Annotated in this window: 29 protein-coding genes; 13 read left to right on the top strand and 16 right to left on the bottom strand. The window is 37.9% G+C overall.

Going from position 1 to position 25,437, the window contains the following annotated elements; all coding sequences use genetic code 11:
- Nucleotide 1: 1 nt before the first annotated feature.
- Genes AC2S94_RS07685 through mraZ form a run of 3 tightly spaced genes read right to left on the bottom strand, consistent with a single transcriptional unit; the run spans nucleotide 2 to nucleotide 1,675 of the window.
- On the bottom strand, nucleotides 2–319 hold the full coding sequence (locus AC2S94_RS07685) for an FtsL-like putative cell division protein (protein WP_484630856.1): 318 nt from the start codon (nucleotides 317–319) through the stop codon (nucleotides 2–4).
- Between the two features lie 5 nt (nucleotides 320–324).
- Complete coding sequence (gene rsmH, locus AC2S94_RS07680; protein WP_484630855.1) at nucleotides 325–1,221, bottom strand: 16S rRNA (cytosine(1402)-N(4))-methyltransferase RsmH; 897 nt, start codon at nucleotides 1,219–1,221, stop codon at nucleotides 325–327.
- Nucleotides 1,208–1,675, bottom strand: coding sequence for a division/cell wall cluster transcriptional repressor MraZ (gene mraZ, locus AC2S94_RS07675; protein WP_484630854.1), 468 nt, complete (start codon nucleotides 1,673–1,675; stop codon nucleotides 1,208–1,210). The genes rsmH and mraZ overlap by 14 nt, the downstream gene beginning before the upstream one ends.
- Nucleotides 1,676–1,965: 290 nt before the next feature.
- Between mraZ and AC2S94_RS07670 the strand changes: the two genes are divergently transcribed.
- From AC2S94_RS07670 to AC2S94_RS07660, 3 genes are read left to right on the top strand one after another with little or no spacing between them, the layout of a single operon-like run.
- Nucleotides 1,966–2,730 carry an alpha/beta fold hydrolase gene (locus AC2S94_RS07670; protein ID WP_484630853.1) on the top strand — a complete coding sequence of 255 codons (765 nt, stop codon included), beginning with the start codon at nucleotides 1,966–1,968 and terminating at the stop codon, nucleotides 2,728–2,730.
- A 10-nt stretch (nucleotides 2,731–2,740) separates the two neighbouring features.
- A complete protein-coding gene (gene yihA, locus AC2S94_RS07665) occupies nucleotides 2,741–3,346 on the top strand; it encodes a ribosome biogenesis GTP-binding protein YihA/YsxC (RefSeq protein ID WP_484630852.1) in 606 nt (201 codons plus the stop codon).
- 12 nt (nucleotides 3,347–3,358) lie between these two features.
- Nucleotides 3,359–4,051, top strand: a complete 693-nt coding sequence (locus tag AC2S94_RS07660) for a hypothetical protein (RefSeq protein ID WP_484630851.1) — start codon at nucleotides 3,359–3,361, stop codon at nucleotides 4,049–4,051.
- Here the strand turns inward: AC2S94_RS07660 and AC2S94_RS07655 are convergent.
- The 3 genes from AC2S94_RS07655 to gldB are packed head-to-tail and all read right to left on the bottom strand — an operon-like array spanning nucleotide 4,048 to nucleotide 5,705.
- Complete coding sequence (locus AC2S94_RS07655) at nucleotides 4,048–4,407, bottom strand: GTPase (RefSeq protein ID WP_484630850.1); 360 nt, start codon at nucleotides 4,405–4,407, stop codon at nucleotides 4,048–4,050. The two genes, AC2S94_RS07660 and AC2S94_RS07655, sit on opposite strands and share 4 nt — an antisense overlap.
- The gene (gene gldC, locus AC2S94_RS07650) at nucleotides 4,408–4,746 is read right to left on the bottom strand and encodes a gliding motility protein GldC (protein ID WP_309562646.1); all 339 of its coding nucleotides are present in this window, start codon (nucleotides 4,744–4,746) and stop codon (nucleotides 4,408–4,410) included.
- Entirely contained in the window at nucleotides 4,746–5,705 is a 960-nt protein-coding gene (gene gldB, locus AC2S94_RS07645) for a gliding motility lipoprotein GldB (protein ID WP_484630849.1), read from the bottom strand. Before gldB ends, gldC begins: the two co-directional genes overlap by 1 nt.
- A gap of 106 nt (nucleotides 5,706–5,811) precedes the next feature.
- On the opposite strand from gldB, the gene nadE reads away from it, so the two are divergent.
- Both nadE and AC2S94_RS07635 read left to right on the top strand, forming a co-directional pair.
- Nucleotides 5,812–6,603, top strand: coding sequence for an NAD(+) synthase (nadE, locus tag AC2S94_RS07640; RefSeq protein WP_484630848.1), 792 nt, complete (start codon nucleotides 5,812–5,814; stop codon nucleotides 6,601–6,603).
- Between the two features lie 114 nt (nucleotides 6,604–6,717).
- Nucleotides 6,718–7,356, top strand: a complete 639-nt coding sequence (locus tag AC2S94_RS07635) for a response regulator transcription factor (protein ID WP_309562643.1) — start codon at nucleotides 6,718–6,720, stop codon at nucleotides 7,354–7,356.
- Here AC2S94_RS07635 and dnaG read toward each other — a convergent pair.
- From dnaG to AC2S94_RS07615, 4 genes are all read right to left on the bottom strand, one after another.
- Entirely contained in the window at nucleotides 7,349–9,304 is a 1,956-nt protein-coding gene (gene dnaG, locus AC2S94_RS07630) for a DNA primase (RefSeq protein WP_484630847.1), read from the bottom strand. The two genes, AC2S94_RS07635 and dnaG, sit on opposite strands and share 8 nt — an antisense overlap.
- A gap of 85 nt (nucleotides 9,305–9,389) precedes the next feature.
- Nucleotides 9,390–10,418, bottom strand: a complete 1,029-nt coding sequence (locus tag AC2S94_RS07625; protein WP_484630846.1) for a porin family protein — start codon at nucleotides 10,416–10,418, stop codon at nucleotides 9,390–9,392.
- A gap of 52 nt (nucleotides 10,419–10,470) precedes the next feature.
- Complete coding sequence (locus tag AC2S94_RS07620) at nucleotides 10,471–11,244, bottom strand: hypothetical protein (protein WP_484630845.1); 774 nt, start codon at nucleotides 11,242–11,244, stop codon at nucleotides 10,471–10,473.
- Nucleotides 11,231–11,794 (bottom strand): RNA polymerase sigma factor, encoded by a 564-nt coding sequence (locus tag AC2S94_RS07615; protein WP_484630904.1) that lies wholly within the window; start codon nucleotides 11,792–11,794, stop codon nucleotides 11,231–11,233. The genes AC2S94_RS07620 and AC2S94_RS07615 overlap by 14 nt, the downstream gene beginning before the upstream one ends.
- A gap of 133 nt (nucleotides 11,795–11,927) precedes the next feature.
- Here AC2S94_RS07615 and rluF point away from each other — a divergent pair, with 133 nt between their 5' ends.
- The 4 genes from rluF to AC2S94_RS07595 all read left to right on the top strand — a co-directional run bounded on the left by rluF (nucleotide 11,928) and on the right by AC2S94_RS07595 (nucleotide 14,745).
- A complete protein-coding gene (gene rluF, locus AC2S94_RS07610; RefSeq protein ID WP_484630844.1) occupies nucleotides 11,928–12,728 on the top strand; it encodes a 23S rRNA pseudouridine(2604) synthase RluF in 801 nt (266 codons plus the stop codon).
- A gap of 112 nt (nucleotides 12,729–12,840) precedes the next feature.
- Nucleotides 12,841–13,263: a VOC family protein gene (locus AC2S94_RS07605; RefSeq protein WP_484630843.1), complete on the top strand. Its 423-nt coding sequence runs from the start codon at nucleotides 12,841–12,843 to the stop codon at nucleotides 13,261–13,263.
- Between the two features lie 30 nt (nucleotides 13,264–13,293).
- Nucleotides 13,294–14,313, top strand: a complete 1,020-nt coding sequence (locus AC2S94_RS07600) for an AI-2E family transporter (protein ID WP_484630842.1) — start codon at nucleotides 13,294–13,296, stop codon at nucleotides 14,311–14,313.
- Between the two features lie 18 nt (nucleotides 14,314–14,331).
- The gene (locus AC2S94_RS07595) at nucleotides 14,332–14,745 is read left to right on the top strand and encodes a YkvA family protein (protein WP_484630841.1); all 414 of its coding nucleotides are present in this window, start codon (nucleotides 14,332–14,334) and stop codon (nucleotides 14,743–14,745) included.
- Between the two features lie 32 nt (nucleotides 14,746–14,777).
- On the opposite strand, the gene AC2S94_RS07590 is transcribed toward AC2S94_RS07595, so the two are convergent.
- The 3 genes from AC2S94_RS07590 to argS form a co-directional block, all read right to left on the bottom strand.
- Complete coding sequence (locus tag AC2S94_RS07590) at nucleotides 14,778–15,680, bottom strand: bifunctional 5,10-methylenetetrahydrofolate dehydrogenase/5,10-methenyltetrahydrofolate cyclohydrolase (RefSeq protein WP_484630840.1); 903 nt, start codon at nucleotides 15,678–15,680, stop codon at nucleotides 14,778–14,780.
- Between the two features lie 45 nt (nucleotides 15,681–15,725).
- Nucleotides 15,726–17,054: a signal recognition particle protein gene (gene ffh / locus AC2S94_RS07585; protein ID WP_484630839.1), complete on the bottom strand. Its 1,329-nt coding sequence runs from the start codon at nucleotides 17,052–17,054 to the stop codon at nucleotides 15,726–15,728.
- A 169-nt stretch (nucleotides 17,055–17,223) separates the two neighbouring features.
- Nucleotides 17,224–19,002, bottom strand: a complete 1,779-nt coding sequence (gene argS / locus AC2S94_RS07580) for an arginine--tRNA ligase (protein WP_484630838.1) — start codon at nucleotides 19,000–19,002, stop codon at nucleotides 17,224–17,226.
- A gap of 111 nt (nucleotides 19,003–19,113) precedes the next feature.
- On the opposite strand from argS, the gene AC2S94_RS07575 reads away from it, so the two are divergent.
- Nucleotides 19,114–19,539, top strand: coding sequence for a hypothetical protein (locus AC2S94_RS07575; protein WP_484630837.1), 426 nt, complete (start codon nucleotides 19,114–19,116; stop codon nucleotides 19,537–19,539).
- Between the two features lie 110 nt (nucleotides 19,540–19,649).
- Complete coding sequence (locus AC2S94_RS07570; RefSeq protein ID WP_484630836.1) at nucleotides 19,650–20,279, top strand: MarC family NAAT transporter; 630 nt, start codon at nucleotides 19,650–19,652, stop codon at nucleotides 20,277–20,279.
- Between the two features lie 3 nt (nucleotides 20,280–20,282).
- Here AC2S94_RS07570 and AC2S94_RS07565 read toward each other — a convergent pair whose 3' ends face one another.
- Nucleotides 20,283–20,486 (bottom strand): hypothetical protein, encoded by a 204-nt coding sequence (locus AC2S94_RS07565; protein ID WP_484630835.1) that lies wholly within the window; start codon nucleotides 20,484–20,486, stop codon nucleotides 20,283–20,285.
- A 70-nt stretch (nucleotides 20,487–20,556) separates the two neighbouring features.
- Here AC2S94_RS07565 and AC2S94_RS07560 point away from each other — a divergent pair, with 70 nt between their 5' ends.
- Nucleotides 20,557–21,993 carry an SDR family oxidoreductase gene (locus AC2S94_RS07560; protein WP_484630834.1) on the top strand — a complete coding sequence of 479 codons (1,437 nt, stop codon included), beginning with the start codon at nucleotides 20,557–20,559 and terminating at the stop codon, nucleotides 21,991–21,993.
- A gap of 24 nt (nucleotides 21,994–22,017) precedes the next feature.
- Nucleotides 22,018–23,520 carry a BCCT family transporter gene (locus AC2S94_RS07555; protein ID WP_484630833.1) on the top strand — a complete coding sequence of 501 codons (1,503 nt, stop codon included), beginning with the start codon at nucleotides 22,018–22,020 and terminating at the stop codon, nucleotides 23,518–23,520.
- Here the strand turns inward: AC2S94_RS07555 and ctlX are convergent.
- Complete coding sequence (gene ctlX, locus AC2S94_RS07550) at nucleotides 23,517–24,443, bottom strand: citrulline utilization hydrolase CtlX (protein ID WP_484630903.1); 927 nt, start codon at nucleotides 24,441–24,443, stop codon at nucleotides 23,517–23,519. The genes AC2S94_RS07555 and ctlX overlap by 4 nt on opposite strands.
- A 10-nt stretch (nucleotides 24,444–24,453) precedes the next feature.
- Nucleotides 24,454–25,365 (bottom strand): dimethylarginine dimethylaminohydrolase family protein, encoded by a 912-nt coding sequence (locus AC2S94_RS07545; protein WP_484630832.1) that lies wholly within the window; start codon nucleotides 25,363–25,365, stop codon nucleotides 24,454–24,456.
- Nucleotides 25,366–25,437 lie beyond the last annotated feature (72 nt).

The following is a 25,437-nucleotide window of genomic DNA, read 5'->3' as shown; positions in this document are numbered from 1 at the left end:
GTTAGTCTTTTATTATCACTCTTATCTTATTGGGTGGGGTTTCTGAAGGCCCTATCCCTTTTTCTACCATTTTTTCGGTAATGGTAGATTCCATCTTCACTCGCATTAGCTTGGATCTTCTCTCCAAAAACTCACTCCTCAATTCCAATACTTCATTATTCAATTTTGCAATTTGATGTACTTTCTGTTCTGCACTGTGCGAACTTGCGATCATCACAATGGCCAGAACGGTACAAAAAACTATGAACCGCCAGTTTTTTACAGCATCTTCACTGATAAGGAAATTAGCTTTCAGTATGTTGTAAAAACCTTTTTTCATATCTGTTACAGCTTACGCGCCACTCTTAATTTTGCGCTTCTGGCTCTGTTATTCTGCTTAATCTCTTCTTTTGAAGGAACAATTAGTCCGTTCACTTTTTTAAACGGTACAGATATGTTACCGAACATATCTTTTTCAGGCTCTCCTTCAAATAACCCGCTCCTTATATATCTTTTCACCAGCCTGTCTTCCAAGGAATGATAGGAGATTAAACTCAACCTTCCCTCAGGCTTGATAATATCTTCAGTTTGTAATAAGAACTCCTTTAAAACCTCGATCTCCTGATTCACTTCAATTCGTATCGCCTGGTAGATCTGAGCAAGAATTTTATTTTCCTTACCCTTGAAAAGTAATGGCTTCAATAGATCATTCAGTTGCTCACTGGTTTCGATTGGATTATTCTTTCTTTCTGAAACAATCGTCCTGGCCAGTTTAGGAGCATTTTTAAGATCGGCATACGCATAAAAAAGTTTTTTAAGCTGATCCTCATCGTATTCGTTGATCACTTCATAAGCACTCAACTTATCTCCCTGGTTCATTCTCATATCCAGTTTCGCATCGAACCTGGTAGAAAAACCTCTTTCAGCTTCATTGAACTGATGAGAAGAAACCCCGAAATCTCCAAGAATCCCATCTACCTGCTTCACTCCATAAAATCTGAGAAATCTTTTTACAAATCTGAAATTCTCATTGATTAGCGTGAATCTGGAATCGTCAATCTTATTTTCAAGAGCGTCTTTATCCTGATCAAAAGCATAAAGCTTTCCTTCAGGCCCGAGTCTATTCAGGATTTCCCTGGAATGACCTCCACCACCAAAAGTAACGTCCACGTATACTCCTGAAGGTTTTATATCTAGACCATCTACAGTTTCCTTTAGCAGAACCGGATTATGATATTCCATCAAAATCATCATTTCCCATCACTTCCTCAGCCAGATCTGCAAAATCATCTGAAGAATCGTCAAGGGTTTGTTCGTATTTATCCTTATCCCAGATCTCAACGATGTTGATCGCCGAAGAGAGAACGATCTCTTTCTCAATTCCAGCAAAACCAACAAGGTCTTTCGGGATCAATAACCTGCCATTGGTATCAACCTCTACGGTTTTCACTCCAGCAGTGAACCTTCTGATAAAATCATTGTTCTTTTTCTTGAACCTGTTGAGCCCGTTCATCTTCTTCATCAACTTATTCCACTCTTCCATCGGGTAAAGCTCAAGGCAGTTTTGAAAAACCGCTCTCTTAATTACAAAACCGTCCTGCATCATGGGAGCCAATTGCTTCTTCAATGCTGAAGGCACCATCAAACGGCCTTTCGCATCGACTTTACATTCGTATGTCCCAATTAGATTTATCACGGTTAAGTATTATAGAGCCAAATATATTGAAAATATTACCACAATTTACCACTTTTTACCACAATGTTGATAAGTTTTACCACTGTATGTATTTGAAAACCTTTTAAATAGGCCTATTCGCTTAGGATTCAGTAATTTGAAAAATGGTGGGAAAAAGTGTAAAATATCCCTGAAAAATGTTGGTGATTATAATTTTCCCACTTCGCAGAAAAGCCATTGCAGTTGCTCAAAAATGATTATACTTGTATCGAAATCGCTATATTTGCGATTGCTAACCGCAAAGGCTATCAATGAAAGATCACTTAAGGCAAGAGGGAAAATTCACATATCTTGAAAAAGGCGAAGGAACACCAATTGTTATTCTTCACGGACTTATGGGAGGCCTCAGTAATTTTGATGGCGTGGTGGATTACTTCCCGGAGCATGGCTACAAAGTAGTGATCCCGGAATTGCCACTTTACTCCATGTCACTTTTAAAAACCAGTGTTGGAACATTTGCTAAATATTTGAAGGAATTTTTAGACTTTAAAAATTTTGACAATGTTATCCTGCTTGGTAATTCACTTGGAGGTCATATTGCGCTGTTAGCTACTAAAATGTTTCCAGAATCTGTTCAGGCACTTGTAATTACAGGCAGTTCTGGTCTCTATGAAAACGCGATGGGCGAAAGCTACCCTAGACGCGGAGATTATGATTTTATCAAAAAGAAAGCCGAAGCTGTATTTTACGATCCTGAAGTTGCCACCAAGGAAATCGTGGATGAAGTTTACGAAACTGTGAGCGATCGTAATAAACTTGTGAAAACTCTGGCTATTGCAAAAAGTGCTATTCGCCATAACATGGCCAAAGATCTTCCCAAAATGCAAACACCAACCTGCATTATCTGGGGAAAAAATGATACGGTAACTCCACCGGAAGTAGCCGAAGACTTTCAGCGTTTGCTGCCAGATTCAGATTTATACTGGATCGATAAATGCGGACATGCTGCAATGATGGAACATCCTGAAGAATTCAACGAGGTTTTCCACCAATGGCTGAAAGAACGCGAGATCTAAAACCGCTTTTATGAAAATCAAGACCGCTGAATTTGTAGTAAGCAACTCAAAGGTAGATCACTGCCCAAACAGTTCCTTACCAGAATATGCATTCATTGGCCGTAGTAATGTTGGAAAATCTTCATTGATCAACATGCTTACCGGCAGAAAATCATTGGCAAAAACTTCAGCAAAACCTGGGAAAACCCAATTGATCAATCATTTCCTGATCAATAAAAACTGGCATTTGGTAGACCTTCCGGGATACGGTTATGCACAGGTTTCGAAATCTACAAAAAGGGTATTTCAGAAATTCATTACTGCTTATTTCGAGAAACGTAAACAAATGATTTGTGCATTTGTATTAATAGATTCAAGACACAAGCCTCAGCCTATTGACATGGAATTCATGCAGTGGCTGGGAGAACATGCAATTCCCTTTTGTATAATTTTCACCAAGGCAGACAAGCTAAAGCCAAAGGCTTTGGAAAAGAATATTGAAAACTATAAAAATGAAATGCTGGAATCCTGGGAAGAAATGCCAGAATATTTCATCACCTCAGCATCTGCAGCTATTGGAAAAGACGAAGTTCTGGATTATATAGACAGCATAAATGAGCAATTGAACGAAAAGTAGATCTCCCAACTCATGATCAAATATTTCATCTTTTTAATTACAGTTTTCTCAATAATCTCATGTAACATCTACGTTCAACCACCCATAAAATATTATTTAGATGTAGATGGAAGCGAAATCAAAGAAAAAGAGTTTGATTCGAAATGGAGGAATTATTCTCCAAAATATGCAGCAGTAAAATATATAGCCAAGGATACCGGGATGGTTATTAAACTAAGTCACCCAACTTACGAAAAATATAAAATAGCCTACAAACCTTTCCATAAAACCATGGAGCAACTATTAGGCAAAAATCTTCCAGATTCTACCACTTTCCTGGTTGACTATAATTTTAAAGATGATTACTGCATCACTTCACCTCCTAATGATTGGAGTAAAGCAAGACTAAATACTCGTTTTAATTTCATCAAAAAAGGATTAAAAACATCTGAAGATGATTTTGATAACCTGGCCTATGTAAAGGTCTTTGAAAAAGGAATTAACTTACCTAAATTTTCGAAAGAACAGAAGGAATTAATGTTTATTGATCACTCAGGATTTTTCCGCGATAAGGTTTTTAGAAACCCAAGCCTCTGTAGCTCTTTTGCCATTATCAAATCCAACGGAGAAATGTTGGTGAGAAATGGTGAATATGGGATCGAGGGAATGTTAAATCACATTAGACCTGAAAACTGGGAGAAATTTTTTCCGAAAGAAGAGAACTAAATTCGGCTTTTGATCTTATCAATCAATACCTCCAGGTTATTGATCTCTTCAAATTCACTATTTGAAATAATGACTTCCAGACCTTTACCGGTTTGTCCAATTACTATAGGAAATTCAAACTTATGACCGAATTTGGAAGCATATTCTTTTCTAAATTCATCCTTGTGCAAAAATTCGGTTTCCACATCTAGCTCTTTCCTGAATTTACGCCAGGCCTTTTTCTCTTCAAAGGCTCCATAGGTAAGTTCACATAACTTACAGGAATAGGCCGATGGATTCACAACCTTCTGTAATGAATCCATTAGCGCATTCAGCTTACCAGAATCTGCATTATAGACAAATACCAGCTTTTCCAATTATGACTTTTTGATTTCAGTTTTCTCAGCGAAATAATCACAGAAATCTTTCATGGTATCGCGCATCTTATCATCCTGAGTAGCTCGAAAGTAAGTATCGCTCATAGAAACCAATGTTTGATGAAAGAATTTTTTCATTTCATCTACCGGCATTTCCTTAGTCCACAGATCTATTCGCAACGTTTCCTGGTCTTTACTATCCCATACTGAAAGCATCAATGCCTTCGCATCTTCCTTATAAACATTGCCATCCTGAGCACTCCAGGTAATATTTTCAGGAACGTGGTTCTCATCTGTTACCACTTCTATATTAATTTCAGACTTTTTGTATTGAGACATTATTTCTTGGGTTTGTATTTAGCTTTATTAAAAATTTCTTCGGCAGATGTATTCAGCATCTTATTGATTCCAACATCATTCTTTTCCATATATGCCCTGATGATATTCCAGCCTATAAATTGGCCTAATCTCGCGGGAGATTCGGCATCCAGCTGTAGATAGAATTTCGAAAATGGTGCCGGATATAAAAACCTGGTATATAATTGTGAATCTGTATCGTAAATAAGTTCATTCTCTATAAAATACCTCCAGATCTGGTCTTCATTTGCTTTTGCCCATTCCAGCTCCTCTTCAGAATATCCTATTTTCTGAGCATCAGATTTAAACGGAATAAACCTGTCTTTCAAATAAAGCAACTTTCCATAGTAAAGCATATGAGCTAAAAAAGTTCGGGATTCGGCTTTTGGAACATATAATTTAGCAATTTCAACAGCTGCATCTACAGCGATTTGATCTTTGGTAAAATTCTTTTTCAGATATTCCTGCATGCCGGTGTAAAACTTGTGATCCTCTCCCAGGTAAGTATCGAGCGAAACGAATAGATAATCCTCGGTATAGATGACTTTATTTTTATAGTCTACTTCTGAAGTTACCGTGATCACATCTGGAACCTGAAAGTCAGGGAAATAATATTTCACGTGCTGAAACAGAGAGTGTAATTGATCATTTTCTTCGGAAAATTCTGGAAATACGTTTGCTACTTCTGTGTTTATCTCCTGCTGAATACTGTCATTTAATTTTTCGATCCAAACGCTATCCGGATATTGCTTCGGAAATAAAAATGGATATTCGGTTTTGAGCTCAGGTAATTCTTCTTCTGTGGTTTCGGCAAATTTCTGATCAAATCTTATCAGCTCAAATTCGGCGTTGATCTTCTCAATCTTAGCCTCTGTTTCAGATTGATTATCGCAGGAAAAAAGTAGTACAGTAAGTAATAAAAACCAGAATTTATTCAGCATAATTCTCTATTGTGAAGGCTTTAACGCCCTACCCTTTTAAAAATTGGCTTTATGTATTAGATTTGTGAGGCAAAGGTATTACTTACAAACTTAATCACCCAATATTATGCAGACCGAAAAAGTTGCTGACCATATTATAAACTGGCTAAAAGATTATGCTACCAAGGCTAATATGAACGGATTTGTGGTTGGTGTTAGCGGCGGAATTGATTCGGCTGTTACCTCTACACTATGTGCTAAAACAGGCCTTCCAACTTTGTGCCTGGAGATGCCTATTCATCAGCACAAAAATCAGATTAGCAGAGCCAGAAAACATATTGAAGAACTACAGCACAATTTTGCAAATGTAAGTGATCTGGAAGTAAACCTTACTCCTGTATTTGAAGAGTTCAAAAATGGAATGCCGCAGCATAGAGAAACATCTTCTCTGGATCTTGCACTTGCTAATTCCAGGGCAAGGTTAAGAATGACAACTCTGTATTATTTTGCGGGTTTGCATAAATACCTAGTTGCCGGAACTGGAAATAAAGTAGAAGATTTTGGTGTAGGATTTTACACTAAATATGGCGATGGCGGTGTAGACCTTAGTCCGATCGCAGATCTAATGAAAAGTGAAGTCTACGAACTAGGTAAATATCTCAACATTATTGAAGAAATTATGATCGCGGCTCCAACTGATGGTTTATTTGGAGACAGCCGAAGTGATGAAGACCAATTGGGCGCTTCTTATGATGAACTTGAATGGGCGATGAAAGTAAAAGATGAAGGAAAAACGGCATCAGATTTTGAAGGTAGACAACAAGAAGTTTTCGAAATTTACGACCGACTTCATACCGCCAACAGACATAAAATGGTTCCGATTCCTGTCTGTGACATACCCGTTCATCTGAAGAAATAAACATCTTATCGAATATCTCGGTCTCTTTCAGTTTATAAAGGGTCAATGCATTATTTTAGGTTAACGAAACCAAACTCAACGAGTTACCCCCGGACTTGTTTTTAATTTAAAATCATGTATCGAGTATTAATTGCAGACCACCACCCCATCATACTGGACGGTGTAAAATGTGTACTTCAAAACAATCCGGCGCTTCAAGTTGTTGGCAGAGTTGGAAGCGGAACCCAGTTATTTAACCAACTGGAAAAAGACGCTCCAGATGTTTTGATCGTAGAATTAGATCTTCCCCAAATCAACGGGATCAACGCTATTAGACGTATAAAACAGGAATTCCCTGAAGTTAAAACCCTTATTTTCAGTTCTCATCCAGAAGAGATGTATGCGCTTAGCGCGATTAAAGCAGGAGCTGCAGGTTACATTTCAAAACACACCGATAATGAAACTCTGGAAAAGGCAATTTATCAGGTTGCTCGTGGTGGAATTTACTTAAATCGCAAGATCACAGAGAAGCTAAATTCTGGAATTTCAAGAGGTAAGAGTTTGATTACAAAATTTAAGAAGCTTTCTACTAGAGAAACTGAAGTTCTAAACTTGCTTTCTTCCGGCAAAAGAAATAAAGATATTGCTGAAGCTCTTGATATTAATGAAAAAACGGTAAGTACTTATAAGACAAGATTATTGAAAAAGTTGAAAGTAGATAATGTTGCAGATCTTATTACTCAGTCAAGATTACTTCAATTAAATACTACATAACCCGGCCAAGCCTGTCTGAAATTATAGTGCTTAAGCTCGTATAACTCATTATTTCCTGAATCTTATCTGTTCTTTCAGTTTCAGATTCTATATCTTTCATTTCCTCAAGAAGTTCGTTGATCTTTTTACCAACCAAATGTCTTCTTAGGGATAAAATAGTTTGAGTTACATATTGTGAAATCCCCTGGTCTTTGGTTTTCACTGGAATATCATGCCTGTCCCAATCATGCAACTCATATTGTTCCTCTTCCATTAATATATCGGTGAGCTTCATCGCTTGAGACTCTTCGATATCATTAATGATCATTTCAACTCCAAATTCGTCTTCGCTGTTCAATTTTTCAATAAGAAGGAGAAATAGCTTTTTAAAATCTTCATTGGTGAATTCAATTTCATCTTCCTGAAGATCAAGAAAAATCTTTTCAAAAACTTTTGCTTGCTGGATTTCAGATTCGTAGATCATTTCTCCCTGATCATTTTGCTTGAGCAGCATGTCATGGAATTCACCCTCTTCCCTTCCGTATAAAACCAGCAGACTTATGATCTTTCTCTCCAGTTCGTATAATGGATCAACTTTAGCTTTAGGAGCAGACTCCTCCTTTACCACTTCCATTTTCTTTTTCTGAGGTCTGCCAGAAGATTTTGAATCTTTATTCTCTATCTGCGCAAGAGTTGCGTATAACACATCCTCATTGATATCCATTATTCGGGAACACTCCTGAAGATAAACCTCTCTCTGAATGTTATCCGGAATTTTCGCAATGCTGTTAACCATGTCGCGAATTAGCCCAGCCTTCTTAACCGGATCATTTTTCGCTTCATCCATTAGTAAGGATGCCTTATAAGTAATGAAGTCATAAGAATTCTCTTCCAGGAAATCACGCAGATCATCTTCAGAATTAGCGCGGGCAAAACTGTCTGGATCTTCACCTTCAGGGAAAGGACAAACTTTTACGTTCATTCCCTGTTCAAGTATCAAATCAATACCTCGTAGAGAGGCCCTGGTTCCTGCCGCATCACCATCAAATAAAACGGTGATATTTTTGGTCAACCTGTTGATCAACCTAATTTGTTCCGGAGTTAGCGCAGTTCCTGAAGAAGAAACTGTATTCTCGATCCCACTTTGATGAAACTGGATCACATCTGTATAACCCTCCACAAGGTAGCAATTATCCTCCTTGGCGATGGCCTGCTTGGCGTAATATATTCCATAAAGAACTTTGCTCTTATGATAAATATCGCTCTCTGGAGAATTCAAATATTTAGCAGCTTTTTTTGTATTCGATAAGATCCTGCCTCCAAAACCTAAAACACGACCAGACATAGAATGAATCGGGAACATCACTCTACCCTTAAACCTGTCAAAACGCTTGTTCTCTTTTACAATGGTAAGTCCTGTTTTTTCGAGGAATTCAAGTTTATAGCCATTATCCAGAGCAGCTTTGGTAAATACCTCCCAGTCATCTGGAGAATAACCTAGATCAAACTTTTTGATCGTTTCCTTAGTAAATCCCCTTTCTTTGAAGTAACTCAACCCGATCGCCTGACCCTCATCGGTTTCATGCATTTTCTTTTGAAAAAACTCATTGGCGTATTCTGAAACCAGGTACATGCTCTCCCTCTCGTTGGCCTGCTCCTTCTGCTCGTCGCTTTGCTGAGTTTCCTCTATCTCAATTCCATATTTTTTAGCTAGATATTTTATGGCTTCAGGATAATTGAAATGCTCATGCTCCATTAAAAATGCAACCACATTTCCCCCTTTACCGCTACTAAAATCTTTCCATATCTGTTTTACCGGAGATACCATAAAGCTAGGACTTCGCTCATCTGTGAACGGACTCAATCCTTTTAGATTACTTCCAGATCTTTTTAACTGAACAAAATCACCTATAACCTCTTCAACACGAGCGGTTTCAAATACGTTATCTATGGTAGTTTTTGAGATCAATACAAAACTTGTTTAGGAACGTAAAAATAAAAAAGCTTCCCGAAGGAAGCTTAGATAATCTATATTAATTGCTAATTCAAAATAATTAATCCAGATCGAAGCGAACTCCCAATGAAAAATTATTCATTTCAGTATTTGAGCCGTCAAAAATCGGATTAAGATCATATTTGGCATAAAGCGATGTATTTCCCCAACCTACATAACCACTTAATCCATAAATAAAGTCATTGGTATTGTAATCTGACTTCAATTTCTCTTTTACATTTTTACCATCCTCTTCATATTTTAGTTTCTGACGTTCTCCAAGGCTGAAACCTCCGTAGCCTCCAAGACCGATTTTGAATTTTCTATAAGTAGAAAACGTATCTCCATAATCATTCTGAATTCTCTTAGATGGTCCAAATTCAAAGTGTAGCGGCACTACGAGATTATCCATTCTGAATTTAGATTTCTTCAAGTTTAGCGGGAATTCCTCCAAGTAAGTCAGACTTCCATCTTCAACAAAATATCTATTATCAGTCGGTTTAAGTCCATTAAATTGAAACGACACTCCATATTTTAAACGAAGCCAGTTAGAATCTTCAAAAACCCTTGTATTCCATACCCATCCTATTTCAAAGAATCTACTACCTCCTATTTCAAAATCTGAATCGCTCAGCGACTGTCCATCTGCAAGTGCATTATTCAAACCTGCAGCCACCATGATTGTGGAAGTGGTCCTTTTATCCCTGTAATTATCTTTTTCCTTTTTATCATCCTCTCCCCATGAAAAAACGAAGGTCTGATCGTTCTCAACTTTAGCTTCTTCGTCTCTTTCTAACAGAGCAATTTTGTTATCTATGATTGCCACCCTATTTTCAATATTAAGCGCATGTTTATTTGCCGCGGCCTCCTTTAATTCATTGGCTTTTTCAAGTGTGATCTCCTTATTATCAAGTTTTTCATTAATTTCTTCCACTTCTTTTCTTAGCTCCTCTTTTTCCTGAGCAACAATGTCCTTTTTTTGTTTTTGTAGTACTTCGATTTTATTTCCACGTGTAATTTCTACGGTTTGCGCAGTACAAAGACCTAGACTTAAAATCGAAAATGCGATGTAGAGAATAATTGTTTTCATAATGATGATTTGTTTTTAGATGATTGATGATTGACCCTTTTAAAGGTGATGATTATTGATTTTGATTGTTATCGAGTTTATTTGAAACCGCTACTGCTGCCTTTTGATAACCAGATTTAACTATTTCAAATACTTTTTCTTTGAATGATTGATAAAGCTCATCTTCCGCTTCTGCAAGCAACTCGCTCGCATTAATCTCAGATTGCCTATAAGGTTCCTTTTGATTGTTTAACTCCCTGACAGCTTCAGCCAGTAATGCATCTACCTCAGCCTCTGTGATTTCACTACCGGAATCGCTTTTCTTTTGAGAGATTGTAGCCAGTAATTCCTGCATTTTTTCAGATAACTTAAGTTGGGAAACTGTTTTAGGTGCCTTGGATTCTATGGATATCGGTGTAATAATTTCTCTTTTCTGAATATCATTAGAAGCTATACCTGAATTTTTACCATTCTCAATATTTTGACTTTCTTCGGTATATTCCTGAATTATAGGTTTGCTTTCTACCTCTTCGTTTTCGATAGTTTCTTCTGAAGCAATTTCTACAGGCTGCTCAAACTGAACTTTATCAGCATTATTATCAGTATTTATTTCTGCCGGTTTTTCAACGATCGGTATAGAAGTTTGTTCTTGTTGATTTACAAATAACATACTAGCAACAAGTACAACTACCACCGCAGCAACAGCCGATAACCACCATCTATTTCCCGAGCTCTTTTTCGAGTCATTCAGCCTGGAATTTAATTGGTCCCAACTTCCGGCAGATGGCTGAATTTCTCTTTCATCCAGCTTCTTCTTCACATGCTCTTCAAATTTAATTGGTGCCATAACTTGATGAATTAATTGTTTTTAATTTTTCCTGAAGCATTTTTCGTGCTTTAAATAATTGAGACTTCGAGGTCCCTTCAGTAATTTCAAGCATCTTGGCAATTTCAGAATGCTTGTAACCTTCTACCGCATACATGACGAACACCATTTTATAACCTTCCGGTAAAGCGTCTATCAAACTTTGTATATCGGCCACATCCATTTCAGAATTCACATTATTGAAAACTTCGTTGGTTTCGTTACTCATATCCTCCTGAAATTCAAGTTTTTTATGCTGTCTCAAGAATGAAATTGATTCTCTGATCATTATCTTTCTAATCCAGCCTTCAAAACTTCCTTCTTCCTTGAAATCCTTCAGATGTGTAAATACCTTAAAAAATCCTTTTAGCATTGTGTCTTCAGCGTGATGTATATCTTTTATATACTGCCTGCATACACTTAACATTTTAGGTGAATGAATTTCATACAGTCTCTGTTGAGCATCCCGGTTTCCCGAAGAAGCTCTTTTTATCAAAGAGGATTCATTTTTAAATAGTTGTATGACTTTCACCATTTTCACAAGGCCTTCTATTTATATAGACGTGGGAAAGTTACGAAAGGTTGCCTGAGGTTTTAAAAATTTTATTTTTTTCACTTAAGTCCTTCAAATTCATAACTCGTATCTTTGCTTTAGAATAGATTTTATGGGAGACGAAGTACGTATAAATAAATATTTGAGTCAGCTGGGATATTGTTCCAGAAGAGAAGCAGATAAACTTATAGACCAGGGAAGAATAACTATAAACGATAAAGTTCCAGAAATGGGAACTAAAGTTACTCCCGGCGACCTTGTGAAAGTTGACGGAAAACCTGTTTCAAAAGAGGAGCTGAAAGAGCCAAATGTTTATATCGCCTTTAATAAACCCGTAGGCATTGTTTGCACTACAGATACCAGGGTAGAAAAAGATAATATCATCGACTTTATCAATTACCCTAAACGCATTTTTCCAATTGGTCGTTTAGATAAGCCAAGTGAAGGATTGATATTTTTAACCAATGACGGAGATATTGTAAATAAAATTTTACGAGCACGGAATAACCACGAAAAGGAGTATGTTGTTTCTGTCAACAAACCCATCACTTCAGATTTTATAAAAAAAATGTCTTCAGGAGTTCCTATTCTGGATACAGTAACCAGGGAATGTGAAGTTGAGAAATTAGGAAAACATACTTTCAGAATTATTTTAACCCAGGGTCTGAACCGACAGATCAGGAGAATGTGCGAATTTTTAGACTATGAGGTTACCTCGCTGAAAAGAATTCGAATTATGAACGTGACACTTGATGTTCCGGTTGGGGAATGGAGAGACCTTACTCCTGAAGAATTGAAAATAATCAACCAGTTAACCGGTGATTCTACCAAGACCGAAGAAGGCTCGGTGTTCGAAACCAATCTGAAACCAAACCCCAAGAGAGGCAAAAGACCACGCAAGCCTAAATCTTAACAGAGAATTAGCGCACACGTTAAACACTTTGTATCCGGTTCTTGTTAATTTTAAATTCTTGAGATTAGAGCAATATTCTTATCTTTAGGATAATCAGATTAATATTCAAAGAATGAAAGTACAACCATTCCATCTTGCTATTCCCGTATCAGACCTTCAAAAATGCAGAAAATTCTATAAGGAAACCCTAGGCTGTGGTGAAGGCAGAAGCAGTGATCATTGGGTAGATTTCAATTTTTTTGGTCATCAGTTGGTGATTCACTATCAGGATCCGCAGGAGACAAAAGCTTCAACCTCTAATCCGGTGGATGGAAAGGATGTTCCTGTACCGCATTTTGGAGTTGTTCTTCAATGGGAGGTATTTCATGAATTTGCGAAATTACTGAAGAGTAAAAATATTGATTTTGTTATTGAACCATATATAAGATTTGAAGGCAAACCGGGTGAACAAGCTACAATGTTCTTTAAAGATCCTTGCGGCAACGCCCTGGAGTTCAAAGCTTTTAAAGATATGAATCAGCTTTTTGCCAAATAAAGGCGCTACAACCAACAACCAACCAAAAATATGGATAGACTTAAACCGTCACTGGTAAGGCAAATATTTGTCTTAATGGTAATTCTTTTTTTAACGGTTTTAATCATTAAAGAAACCCTGCCTTACCTTTCCGGAGTTCTGGGAGCGGTAACTTTATATGTTATCCTGAAAAGCTGGATGAAAAAGCTGGTAAGCCGCGGATGGCGTCCTCCATTAGCCGCTGCCCTTTTAATGGCTGGGTCTTTCGTGGGGATCTTGATCCCTGTGACGCTAATTGCCATTATGCTTACTTCAAAAATCGGAAAAGCTGTTTCAAATTCTGAAAGGGTTTTAAAAGCATTAAAAGATCAGTTAGATCATGTTGAAGCTGAACTGGGTTTTAGCGTAAGCTCCAGCATAGACACCGCATCTGTAACCAACTGGGTTTCATCAAACCTGCAAAACCTGGCCGGGGGAACATTCAATGCATTCATAGCTATCGGGATAATGTATTTCATGCTTTATTATATGCTGATTAATCGTGAATCGATGAGAGAATCAATGATCACTTATATTCCATTAGGTAAAGACAATCTCCGAATCATCGGTGAAGAAAGCAATCAGTTGGTAAAATCCAATGCCCTTGGAATTCCATTAGTGGCCTTAGTTCAGGGAATTATTGCCCTAATAGGTTTTCTTATTTTTGGAGTCCCAGATCCATTCTTTTGGTTTGTGATCACCGCCATAGGTTCTATGATCCCATTTATAGGAACAGCCATTGGGATCATCCCGGCAACCATATTGCTCTTTGCTCAGGGACAGGACTGGCAGGCGATCGCCATGCTGATTTACGGCTTTGTTGTAGTTGGATCAACAGATAATATTATCAGGTTATACGTCCTAGAAAAACTAGCCAGCGTTCACCCTTTGATCACACTTTTCGGAGTGATCGTGGGAGTACCATTATTCGGGTTTATAGGATTGATATTCGGACCATTATTAATTTCCCTTTTTCTACTTATTCTGAAAATCTATAAGAAGGAATATGGAAATTCACATCATAGATTATAAAACTAAACAAACTGAATTATGTTCGGAAGAAAGAAAAAAGTTATCGATGAAGATCTTGTTAAAACAGAGGTTGCCAAGATAGATGAGGATGATGTAAGCATCGCCATGGACAGCCAGGAAGAGGTTGATTCAAAAATAAATAATTCAGGAGTCCTTCAGAAATACAGTGAACTGGCTAAAGTGATGTACGGAATGCTAAAGGATTACCGCAGGGGTGTTTATAGTAAAGTTCCCTGGTTTACCATTGCGACCATAGCCTTCACCTTTTTATATATCCTGAATCCTCTGGACATTATCCCGGATTTCATCCCGGGACTGGGCTATATAGATGATATGGCGATCATAACTTTCGGATTAAGATTTATCCAGTCTGATATTCATAATTACCTGGACTGGAAATTAGAGAATGGAGATACCAGCGGTGCTTTATAAAACTAAAAAGAGGGAGCTGAGCTCCCTCTTTTTTATTTCTTTTTGGCTTCCATAGCTCTGTGCTTATGTCTTTCTCTGGCCAGTAAAGTATTTTTTAACAGCATCGAAACGGTCATTGGGCCTACACCTCCAGGAACAGGAGTAATATAGGATGCACGTTTACTTACATTTTCAAAGTCTACATCTCCTTTTATAATATAACCTCTTTCAGCATTATCATCTGGAACTCTTGTGATTCCTACATCAATAATAACTGCATCATCCTTGATCATTTCTCCTTTAAGAAAATCGGGAATACCCACGGCGATAATAATGATATCAGCCTGTGAGGTCACCTGGGTGATATTCTTGGTAAATTCATGAGTTAAAGTAACGGTGGAATTTCCAGGGAAACCACTTCTTCCCATCAAAATACTCATCGGCCTTCCCACAATGTAACTTCTGCCGATCACCACAGTGTGTTTTCCTTTTGTAGGAATATCATAGCGTTCTAAAAGCTCAAGAATTCCGAAGGGAGTGGCAGGTATGAAACTGGTCATGTCTAAAGCCATTTTCCCAAAGTTTGTGGGATGAAAGCCATCCACATCTTTGTCAGGATCTACCGCATTTAATACTTTTTGAGTATCTATTTGCGGAGGCAAAGGCAATTGCACGATAAAACCATCAATTTCATCATTCTGATTAAGCTCTTCGATCTTATCCAGTAATTCTAATTCACTTACTGTATTTGGAAGTCTGTAAAGCGAAGATTCAAAACCAACCCTTTCACAGGCTTTCACTTTAGAATTTACGTAGGTCATGCTGGCCCCATCTTTACCTACTATGATCGCAGCAAGGTGAGGAACTTTTTCTCCACGTTTCTTGATTTTGGTAACCTCAGCAGCAATTTCATCTTTGATGTCATTACTGATCTTTTTACCGTCGAGAATTGTCATTAATTATTGTGTGTTAGTTGTTGTTCTGTATGTTTACCGAAAGGATTATTGCATTCCTTTCATCATTTGCATCATTTTTCGGCCACCGCCACCTTGCATCATCTTCATCATTTTACCCATCTGGTTGAACTGTTTCAGCAACTGGTTCACTTCCTGTACAGAAGTTCCAGATCCTTTTGCAATTCTCTTTTTTCTACTAGCGTTGATGATCTTAGGTTCGCTTCTTTCACCCGGAGTCATTGAATGAATGATCGCTTCAATTCCTTTGAAGGCATCGTCATCAATATCTACATCTTTCAGCATTTTTCCTGCTCCCGGGATCATACCCATAAGATCTTTCATAGATCCCATTTTTTTGATCTGCTGAAGCTGGTTCAGGAAGTCATCAAAACCGAAGGCATTCTTAGCGATCTTTTTCTGAAGTTTTCTAGCTTCTTCTTCATCGTATTGTTCCTGAGCTCTTTCCACAAGAGACACTACATCCCCCATTCCCAGAATCCTATCGGCCATACGAGATGGATAGAAAATATCGATCGCATCCATTTTTTCACCAGTACCGATGAATTTGATTGGTTTATTAACGACAGATTTAATAGAGATCGCCGCACCACCACGAGTATCACCATCCAGTTTAGTAAGGATCACCCCGTCAAAATTCAACCTTTCATTAAAGGTTTTAGCAGTATTCACCGCATCCTGACCAGTCATAGAGTCGACTACGAAAAGTGTTTCCTGTGGCTCGATCGCCTGGTGAATATTTGAGATTTCGGTCATCATGGCTTCATCAACAGCAAGACGACCCGCGGTATCGATGATCACTACATTATGTCCATTTTCCTTCGCATAGGCAATAGCGTCTTTAGAAATCGCAACCGGATCTTGATTCCCTTCATCTGAATATACCTCAACACCAATCTGCTCTCCAACTACGTGAAGCTGGTTGATCGCTGCAGGACGGTAAACATCACAGGCTACTAATAGAGGCTTTTTGGTCTTTTTATTTTTAAGGAAGTTCGCCAATTTACCGGAGAAAGTGGTCTTACCACTACCCTGCAAACCAGACATTAAAATCACAGAAGGATTTCCTGAAAGATTGATACCTTCAGCTTCACCACCCATTAATTCAGTAAGCTCATCCTTAACAAGCTTTACCATTAGCTGTCCTGGTTTCAGCGTTGTTAAAACGTTCTGCCCAAGAGCTTTTTCCTTTACTGTATTAGTAAATTCTTTAGCAATCTTATAGTTCACATCGGCATCTACCAACGCTCGTCTCACCTCTTTAAGGCTTTCCGCAACATTTATCTCCGTAATCTGTCCATGCCCTTTTAAGACGTGAAAGGCACTATCTAACTTATCGCTTAAATTATCAAACATAATTTTCCTGTGATTTTATTCTATTACTGCTAAGCAGCGAATTGCAAATTTAATGATTTGAAGCTGAAAGAGAAAGTTCAAAAATTAAAATTCTATTTCTGTTGAGATACTGAAAAAATTTCAGCACGACGAAATATCGAATTCTGTACATCTACTTTCATACTTCCTATTACATTCTCTCCGGAACCTCAATCCCGAGTAGCTTGAATGCCGATTTGATCACATTTGCTACCAGATTTGAAAGTTGTACCCTGAAAATCTTTTCAGCTTCATCATCAATCCCTAAGATCTGAACATTCTGATAAAAAGAATTGAATGATTTCACTAATTCGTAGGTATAGTTCGCGATCAGTGCCGGGGAATGATTTTCTGCAGCCAAACCAACTGTTTCGGGGAATAACTGTATCTGCTTGATCAGTTCCTTTTCTTTCTCGTGGAAACTGAAATCTTTCGAAAGATCTGCAGATGTATCAAAATCTGCCTTTCTCAAGATCGACTGAATTCTTGCATAGGTATATTGAATGAAAGGCCCCGTATTTCCCTGAAAATCTACCGATTCTTCCGGGTTAAAAAGAATACGTTTCTTCGGATCCACTTTCAGAATATAATATTTCAAAGCTCCAAGACCGATAATACGGTAGAGTTCTTCTTTTTCAGTTTCAGAATAGCCGTCAAGTTTCCCGAGTTCTTCGGAAATACTTCTTGCGGTATCTGCCATTTCTTTTATTAGATCATCAGCGTCAACAACTGTTCCCTCTCTACTTTTCATTTTTCCGCTAGGAAGATCCACCATCCCATAACTCAAATGATAAAGAGCATCTGCCCAGTCATAGCCAAGTTTTTTCAGGATCAGGAATAGAACTTTAAAGTGATATTCCTGCTCATTTCCAACGGTATAAACCATTTGGTTGATATCAAAATCAGCAAATCTCTGGATCGCTGTTCCGATATCTTGCGTCATATAAACTGCCGTACCGTCGCTTCTTAAAACGATCTTTTCGTCCAGACCTTCATCGCTAAGATCTATCCAGACACTTCCATCATCCTTTCTATAAAAAACTCCGTCTTCAAGTCCTTTCTGCACATTGTCCTTTCCCAGAAGATAGGTCTCACTCTCGTAATAATTCTTGTCGAAATCAACGCCAAGGGCATCATAGGTCTTATCAAAGCCATCATAAACCCACTGGTTCATCGTTGACCATAATTTTACTACTTCAGGATCATTGGCTTCCCATTTTCTTAGCATTTCCTGAGCTTCAACAAAAATAGGAGCCTGAGATTTCGCTTCATCTTCACTTTTTCCTTCTTCCTGCAGCTGAGCAATCTCCTTTTTATATTCCTGGTCGAACTTCACATAGTAATTTCCAACCAGTTTATCTCCCTTCAATCCTGTGGATTCAGGAGTTTCACCATTTCCAAATTTCTGCCATGCAACCATAGATTTACAAATATGGATTCCACGGTCATTGATCACCTGTACTTTATAAACCTCGTTTCCAGCTGCTTTTAAAATTTCTGAAACCGAGTAACCTAATAGGTTATTTCGAATATGTCCTAAATGAAGTGGTTTATTCGTATTTGGTGAGGAATATTCCACCATGATCCCACTGGCATCACTTTGCGGAAGCAGTATTCCAAAATCTTCCCTATTCCTTACATCATTAAAAAAATTGATATAATATTTATCGCTGATAACAATATTCAGAAAACCCTGGATCACATTATACGATGCAACCTCTTCAACCTCCTCTTCTAAAAACTTTCCAATATTTTCAGCCAGCTGCGCAGGATTGGTCTTCACCTGTTTTAACATTGGAAAAACCACCAAAGTAATATCACCCTCAAAATCTTTACGCGTAGGCTGAAATTCGATGTTTTCAGGTTCCACGTCATAATGCTTCTTGACGGCTTCGTTAACTTTTGATGCAAGAATTTGTTCAATATTCATTTTCCTATGCTTTTTGGCGTATTTCCAATTAATAAGTGCGCAAAGATAAAAAGAATTGAAGTTTCAGGCGCCAGGCTTTGTACTCAAATCCTTATATTTAGGAAAAAAGAAATGCTACTGAATATTTCCTATAATCGTCCGGCGATCTCAGACAAAATAAATAAGGAAGTGGGCAAGCCTTTTACGCTATTTGAAAGAGTAAAGCTCAAAGGGACCGGCTCTCCAAAACTACACATTACGTCTACCAGCATAGATATTCATAATTTGCTCATCCTGGATAACAATGCCAACGTTTGCAATGTGGAAATGAGAAATAATGGCATTATCGTTATGTTCAGATCACTTCTGGAAACTTACGCATTGGTGATCCCATATTACAAACTCAACCTTTATAAAGGAAAAGCGGAAGAATATAGTATTTATAAGGATCATCACTTCATAAAGGTTAAAGCTGATACTCCCGGAATTCACAAATTCTTTAAAAAGATCATCGATTACAAGAACGATAATGCGCCAACACAGATCGAGGATCTTTAGTAATATTCAATTTACATTCCCTGGCTTCTGATGCAATTTGTTTAACTCAAAATTGATCTCATTTTAATTTTTCTCAAGGAAAGCTGAAGCAGTTTTGCGGAAAAAAATTAATGGAATTATTCATTTATGTTTTCGCCGCATTATTTTCAGTAATTAATCCGCTGGGCACCGTTCCAATATTTGTTGGTCTAACCAAAGAAGATTCAAAAGCGGAAAGATCCAAAACGTCAATTCTTGCGGCAGTCAATATTTTCGTGATCTTGCTAATCAGCTTTTTTACCGGAAGGTATATTTTAAATTTCTTCGGAATAAGCCTTGATTCTTTGAGAATTGCCGGCGGGTTAATCATCACCACTTCAGGTTTTGCCTTGCTAACCGGTTCCTTTTCCAAACATAAAGGAATGGACAAACCAAAAGTAAAAGAGGATGCTTTTGAAAGAGACGGTGTTTCCTTAACACCGCTGGCAATACCAATGCTGGCCGGGCCAGGATCTATTTCATTTCTTATCGGGCTTTACCAGGATTATGAGCTTTGGAACGATAAGCTTATTGCCGTTGCCGCAATATTCTGCGTTTGCCTGGCAACTTTACTTGTACTGAAAAGTTCACACTATATCGTCAATATCCTTGGAGCGTCAGGTATTAATGCCATTTCGAGGATCATCGGCTTTATCGTGATCGCTATTGGAATAGAATATATCAGTTCATCAATAATGAACCTGCTGGGAAAACTTGTTTAAGAATTATCGCCTGTTAAAAGCCAGTCCGCCAACCAGGGAAAGAATTCCGAAGACGATCATTGCGTAAGATTGTGTATTGTCGCCATGTGCTTCAACCTGCAAGGGACCTGCATCAATAGAAAATTCAGGTGTAACAAGATCATAAACACCATATCCAATTAGTCCTATCCCAATTATTAGTAGGACGAATTTCAGCACGTTATTCATTTAATAAAGTTTTACTAATCTGAAGTGAAAGTAATAATTAAATTTCTAATTTGAAGTTCAAATTCTTCAAATGCGCATATTACTTACCGGTGCCAATGGATATATTGGAATGAGACTTCTACCTCAACTACTTGAGCAGGGGCATGAAGTTATTTGTGCAGTCCGTAATAAAAACCGCTTTACTTCCAACGAAGAGCTCAAAGAAAAAGTTGAGATTGTAGAACTTGATTTCCTGGAAGATAGTACAGCTCCAGAAAAGATCCAAAATATCGATGTTGCTTATTACCTGATCCACTCCATGACGGCTTCCACCAAGGATTTTGACAAACAGGAAGCTCAGGCTGCAGAGAACTTTAATAAGATGATGGCTGAAACTTCGGTGAACCAGGTCATATACCTCAGCGGGATCATTAATGAGGAAGAATTATCGAAGCATTTGAAGTCCAGAAAAGCCGTCGAGGAAATTCTATATAAGGGTGATTTCAATGTCACTGTCCTAAGAGCAGCGATTATTGTAGGATCAGGAAGTTCATCTTTCGAGATCATTCGTGATTTGTGCGAAAAATTACCAGTTATGGTCACCCCAAAATGGGTCAAAACAAAATCTCAACCAATTGCAATCAGAAATATCATCCAGTATCTCACCGGTGTAATTGGATGTGAAGAATGCTATAATGAGTCTTTTGATGTTGGAGGTCCCGATATTTTGACCTATCAGGAAATGATGGAACAATATGCTGAAGTTCGTAACCTAAAGATATGGATCATCGGTGTCCCATTTATGTCACCAAAATTGAGTTCTTACTGGCTTTATTTCGTGACCTCTACATCTTATAGACTTGCCCAGAATCTTGTAGATAGTATGTCTGTAGAAGTAATTACCAGAGATACCCGGCTGAAAGAGATTCTCAATATTGAACTTATATCTTATAAAGAAGCGATCAAATTGGCATTTTATAAGATCGAACAAAATGAAGTATTATCTAGCTGGAAAGATTCTTTAAGTAGCGGAAGATTCAGGAAAGAACTAAATAAATATGTTCAGATCCCAAAATACGGATGCCTGCAGGATAAGAAATCTATCAAGGTAGATGATCCAAAAGAGGCGCTGGAAAGAGTCTGGGCAATTGGCGGACTCAATGGCTGGTATTATGGAAACTGGCTTTGGAAAGTAAGAGGTTATTTGGATAAAGTATTTGGCGGCGTTGGACTAAGAAGAGGCAGAACCCATCCAACCAAGATCAATGCAGGAGATTCTTTAGATTTCTGGCGCGTTCTTCTGGCAGATAAGGAAGAAAGACGATTGCTACTTTTTGCTGAAATGAAGGTGCCTGGGGAAGCCTGGCTAGAATTTAAAATAGATGAGGAAAATATTTTACATCAAAATGCAACCTTCAGACCTAAAGGCTTACTTGGCCGGCTTTACTGGTACGCGATGTATCCATTTCATTTTTTCATATTTGAAGGGATGATCAACCGAATTGCGAAGGGAATAAAAAAGAATTAGTTTTATGATCAAGAACTAATCATCTTGAAATCAGATTTCAAATCACTTTTCAGAAATAAAGAATTTTCGATATCTGCTGCGATTTTGTTGCTTAGCTCCGTTCTTATTTTTCTTTTCACTGATGAATTTTATAATAGTATTGAAATTATCTCGCTTTGGGTAAGAGAGTATTTTGGAACTTTCTATTTATGGTTAGGCCTGGGGTGCGTAGTCTTTCTTTTAGTGATCGCTTTTACAAAATTCGGAAAGATAAGACTCGGGGAATCTCCTCCTGAATTTGATCGTTGGTCCTGGATCGCGATGTTATATTCTGCCGGTATGGGCGCCGGAATTTTATTGCGAGCTGTACAGGAACCTGTATATATGCTGATGAATCCGCCAATTGATACGGGAGCATCCGCTGAAATTATTTCCCTTGAATATACTTTTTACCAATGGGGCTTCACCGCCTGGGCATTTTATGGCTTATTTGCTTTAGTCATTGGATATTCCTTATTTGTGGATAAAGCTGACATCAGACTGAGTTCAGGATTTAATACCTTTAAAAAATCTAGATTTTTTCCTATATCAATTGACACACTTACCATTCTCACCACAGTTATAGGTCTGGTAGCCGCAATTGGACTTGGAACCACTCAAATTGAAGGTGGTCTGAGTCATTTACAATCAAGAGAGCCGGGATCTCTAATTCAGAATATGGGATTGGTTTTTCTAATTTGTACGTTAGCTTTTTTTTCAGCCTGGGCAGGAGTTAATAATGGAATTAAACGAATTTCGAACTGGAATATATTTGTTGCGCTCCTACTGATGGTTTTCGTATTCCTGTCTGGTAACATCACTGTTATTGTTTCGAATTTCCTTAGTTCCCTTTACTACTATATTCTTGATTTTATACCATTAAGTCTTGCCATGGGCAGTTATGATCCGGGAGTTCAATTTTTAACCGACTGGACGTATTATTACTGGGCCTTCTGGCTGGCATGGGCACCGTTTACTGGGATTTTTATCGCGCGCATTTCCAAAGGAAGAACGATTCGAGAAATGATACTGGGAGTTTTATTGATTCCTTCCTTGGGAAGTTTTTTCTGGTTCAGCGTTTTTGGAACCTCAGCCTTCGAAATCATTGAAAGCTGGAATGCTTATAACGATGAATTTGGAAATGTTTTTACCTCACTTTTTGTATTTTTCAAAGCCTATCCACTTCCGGTAATTACAAGCCTGATCGTAATGTTGCTACTCATTAGCTTTCTGGTAACCTCTGTAGATTCGGCTATTTTTGTTCTGAGCATGTTTACCGATAACGGCAATCCCGAACCAAAAAAGAAATACCGCCTTCTTTGGGCGGTATTGATCTTTATATTTTGTGAGGCAATCATTGTTTTAGGTCAGGTAAAACCTGACTCTGATGTGTTAACCGCAATGCAAAAATTCCTAATTATAAGCTCGCTGCCATTTGCCTTTCTGAGTGTGATCATCATACTGCTATTTAGCAGAAAACTCCTTAAAAGAAGTGCTGAAAAATTCTAGGCTTTTGGAAGAAATACTTCCGCCATCATGCATCTTGCACTTCCGCCTCCACAAGTTTCAATCGTCTGAATTTCTGAACTTAAGATTTCGCAATGTTTTTCGATCCTGGAAATTTGATCTTCTGTAAGACTTCTATGGGCTCTTGCACTCATTATTAGATATTTCTTTCCTTCAGCTCCCTGCACCTGAAGCATATTTCCGGCAAATTCATGCATTTGCTCTTCAGAAATAGAAATGATCTCCTTCTCATCCATTTTCAAATGCTTTACTACATTCTTACGCTCTTTTTTATCATCGATCGTATCTAAACAGATCACCGCAAATTCTTCTGCGATGCACATCATAACGTTGGTATGGTAAATCGGAAGTCGTTTATTGCCCACACTTTGGTATGCATTAAAAATAACCGGTGTGAATTCAAAATCTTCACAGAATTCAATCAATAGATCTTCATCTGCTCGAGGAGATATGGCACAATATGCTTTTTGATGAACCCTGTCAAGAATTAGGCTTCCAGTCCCTTCCAGAAAAACATCATCTTCTTCGGCCATGGTATAATCTACAATATCAGTGATCTTTAATCCGGCATCTTCCAGTTTTGCGAAATAATGCAGTCTTCGCTCTTTTCTCCTGTTTTCAGCAAACATGGGATAAAGAGCGATCTGGCCGTCTTCGTGAAAAGAAACCCAATTATTAGGGAAGATAGAATCTGGAGTATCATCTTCAGGCACATCATCAACCACCACAACATTGACTCCTACCGATCTCAATTTTTCAACAAAAATGTCAAACTCCTGAGTCGCGAGTTCATTGATATCATCCCCTTCCAATTTTGTCTGGAAATAATTATTTACCGCGGTTTGTTCATTCATTCTGAAACCGACCGGTCTCACCATTAAAATTGTATCTGTAATCTGCTTCATCATAATTCTTTTAATCCCTGATCAAAGGTAAAGTTGAACAACGTAAAAGTCCTTCCTGTTTTGAAATCTCTGCGTAAGGAACTTCCTCCACCGTGATACCCTGTCCTCTCAACCAATTATTCAGCATGGTAAATCCCTTTTCTGAAATCACCACATCTTCTGAAATAGAAAAAATATTCGAGTTCATATGGTACATTTCATCTCGAGTGATCTCATAAATATTTTCTTTTCCGAAGAAATTAACCAGCCACTCATATTCTTCCTGAATTAGGAAACCATCCTTGTAAAGAATAGCTTTATCCTTCCCCACCGGCTGGAAGCAGCAATCAAGATGCAAGGCATTATCCTTCGCAATCGTATTTGATTTTTTAAGGCTGAAGGATATGACTTTCTTATCTGGAAAAGCTTTTTCCAAAGCTTCCACGGCTTGAATATTAGTTCTGGCAGTAATAAAATTTTTATAATCCTTGCCTTTATAGGTACCAACAAAAATATAATCGCCCATTGGCATCACATCCCCGCCTTCTATATGAGCTTCTTCCGGAAGAGTTACAATTTTAGAGGGATCTATTTGTTTCATCACATGTTCTATCGCTTCGATCTCCTGATCACGATCTGGAAGTATATTGGATTTCACGAATTTATCGTCAATCACAAAAGCGATATCACGCGTAAAAATCTGGTTATAATCCTCAATTATTTTAGGTCTGAAAACCTTAACATCATATTTTTCCAGAACAGCCGCTACCGCTTCCATCTCTTTCACCATATCCTCTTCTTTGGGATAAGTTCCTGCTTTAATATGCTCCTGAGATTTTGGATCGTAAGCTTCTTCCAGAGTTGGAATCGGGCCGTTACTTTTAGCAGTTCCTAAAACAACCGCTCTAAGTCTTGAAGTTTCATTAATTATATGCAATTTCATTGCTAAGATTTTGACAAATATAAAAAAGCTCCATCCGATGATGAAGCTTTTTCAATTAATTAGTTTCAAATG

The sequence above is a fragment of the Christiangramia pacifica genome (assembly GCF_057221535.1).
This window is presented reverse-complemented; position numbering and strand designations above follow the sequence as displayed.

What these genes read in the sequence shown, in the direction of transcription:
- AC2S94_RS07685 (WP_484630856.1), bottom strand. Translation starts at nt 319, where the DNA reads ATGAAAAAAGGTTTTTACAACATACTGAAAGCTAATTTCCTTATCAGT.
- rsmH (WP_484630855.1), bottom strand. Translation starts at nt 1,221, where the DNA reads ATGGAATATCATAATCCGGTTCTGCTAAAGGAAACTGTAGATGGTCTA.
- AC2S94_RS07670 (WP_484630853.1), top strand. Translation starts at nt 1,966, where the DNA reads ATGAAAGATCACTTAAGGCAAGAGGGAAAATTCACATATCTTGAAAAA.
- yihA (WP_484630852.1), top strand. Translation starts at nt 2,741, where the DNA reads ATGAAAATCAAGACCGCTGAATTTGTAGTAAGCAACTCAAAGGTAGAT.
- AC2S94_RS07660 (WP_484630851.1), top strand. Translation starts at nt 3,359, where the DNA reads ATGATCAAATATTTCATCTTTTTAATTACAGTTTTCTCAATAATCTCA.
- gldC (WP_309562646.1), bottom strand. Translation starts at nt 4,746, where the DNA reads ATGTCTCAATACAAAAAGTCTGAAATTAATATAGAAGTGGTAACAGAT.
- gldB (WP_484630849.1), bottom strand. Translation starts at nt 5,705, where the DNA reads ATGCTGAATAAATTCTGGTTTTTATTACTTACTGTACTACTTTTTTCC.
- nadE (WP_484630848.1), top strand. Translation starts at nt 5,812, where the DNA reads ATGCAGACCGAAAAAGTTGCTGACCATATTATAAACTGGCTAAAAGAT.
- AC2S94_RS07635 (WP_309562643.1), top strand. Translation starts at nt 6,718, where the DNA reads ATGTATCGAGTATTAATTGCAGACCACCACCCCATCATACTGGACGGT.
- AC2S94_RS07625 (WP_484630846.1), bottom strand. Translation starts at nt 10,418, where the DNA reads ATGAAAACAATTATTCTCTACATCGCATTTTCGATTTTAAGTCTAGGT.
- AC2S94_RS07620 (WP_484630845.1), bottom strand. Translation starts at nt 11,244, where the DNA reads ATGGCACCAATTAAATTTGAAGAGCATGTGAAGAAGAAGCTGGATGAA.
- rluF (WP_484630844.1), top strand. Translation starts at nt 11,928, where the DNA reads ATGGGAGACGAAGTACGTATAAATAAATATTTGAGTCAGCTGGGATAT.
- AC2S94_RS07605 (WP_484630843.1), top strand. Translation starts at nt 12,841, where the DNA reads ATGAAAGTACAACCATTCCATCTTGCTATTCCCGTATCAGACCTTCAA.
- AC2S94_RS07600 (WP_484630842.1), top strand. Translation starts at nt 13,294, where the DNA reads ATGGATAGACTTAAACCGTCACTGGTAAGGCAAATATTTGTCTTAATG.
- AC2S94_RS07595 (WP_484630841.1), top strand. Translation starts at nt 14,332, where the DNA reads ATGTTCGGAAGAAAGAAAAAAGTTATCGATGAAGATCTTGTTAAAACA.
- AC2S94_RS07590 (WP_484630840.1), bottom strand. Translation starts at nt 15,680, where the DNA reads ATGACAATTCTCGACGGTAAAAAGATCAGTAATGACATCAAAGATGAA.
- ffh (WP_484630839.1), bottom strand. Translation starts at nt 17,054, where the DNA reads ATGTTTGATAATTTAAGCGATAAGTTAGATAGTGCCTTTCACGTCTTA.
- argS (WP_484630838.1), bottom strand. Translation starts at nt 19,002, where the DNA reads ATGAATATTGAACAAATTCTTGCATCAAAAGTTAACGAAGCCGTCAAG.
- AC2S94_RS07575 (WP_484630837.1), top strand. Translation starts at nt 19,114, where the DNA reads ATGCTACTGAATATTTCCTATAATCGTCCGGCGATCTCAGACAAAATA.
- AC2S94_RS07570 (WP_484630836.1), top strand. Translation starts at nt 19,650, where the DNA reads ATGGAATTATTCATTTATGTTTTCGCCGCATTATTTTCAGTAATTAAT.
- AC2S94_RS07565 (WP_484630835.1), bottom strand. Translation starts at nt 20,486, where the DNA reads ATGAATAACGTGCTGAAATTCGTCCTACTAATAATTGGGATAGGACTA.
- AC2S94_RS07560 (WP_484630834.1), top strand. Translation starts at nt 20,557, where the DNA reads ATGCGCATATTACTTACCGGTGCCAATGGATATATTGGAATGAGACTT.
- ctlX (WP_484630903.1), bottom strand. Translation starts at nt 24,443, where the DNA reads ATGAAGCAGATTACAGATACAATTTTAATGGTGAGACCGGTCGGTTTC.
- AC2S94_RS07545 (WP_484630832.1), bottom strand. Translation starts at nt 25,365, where the DNA reads ATGAAATTGCATATAATTAATGAAACTTCAAGACTTAGAGCGGTTGTT.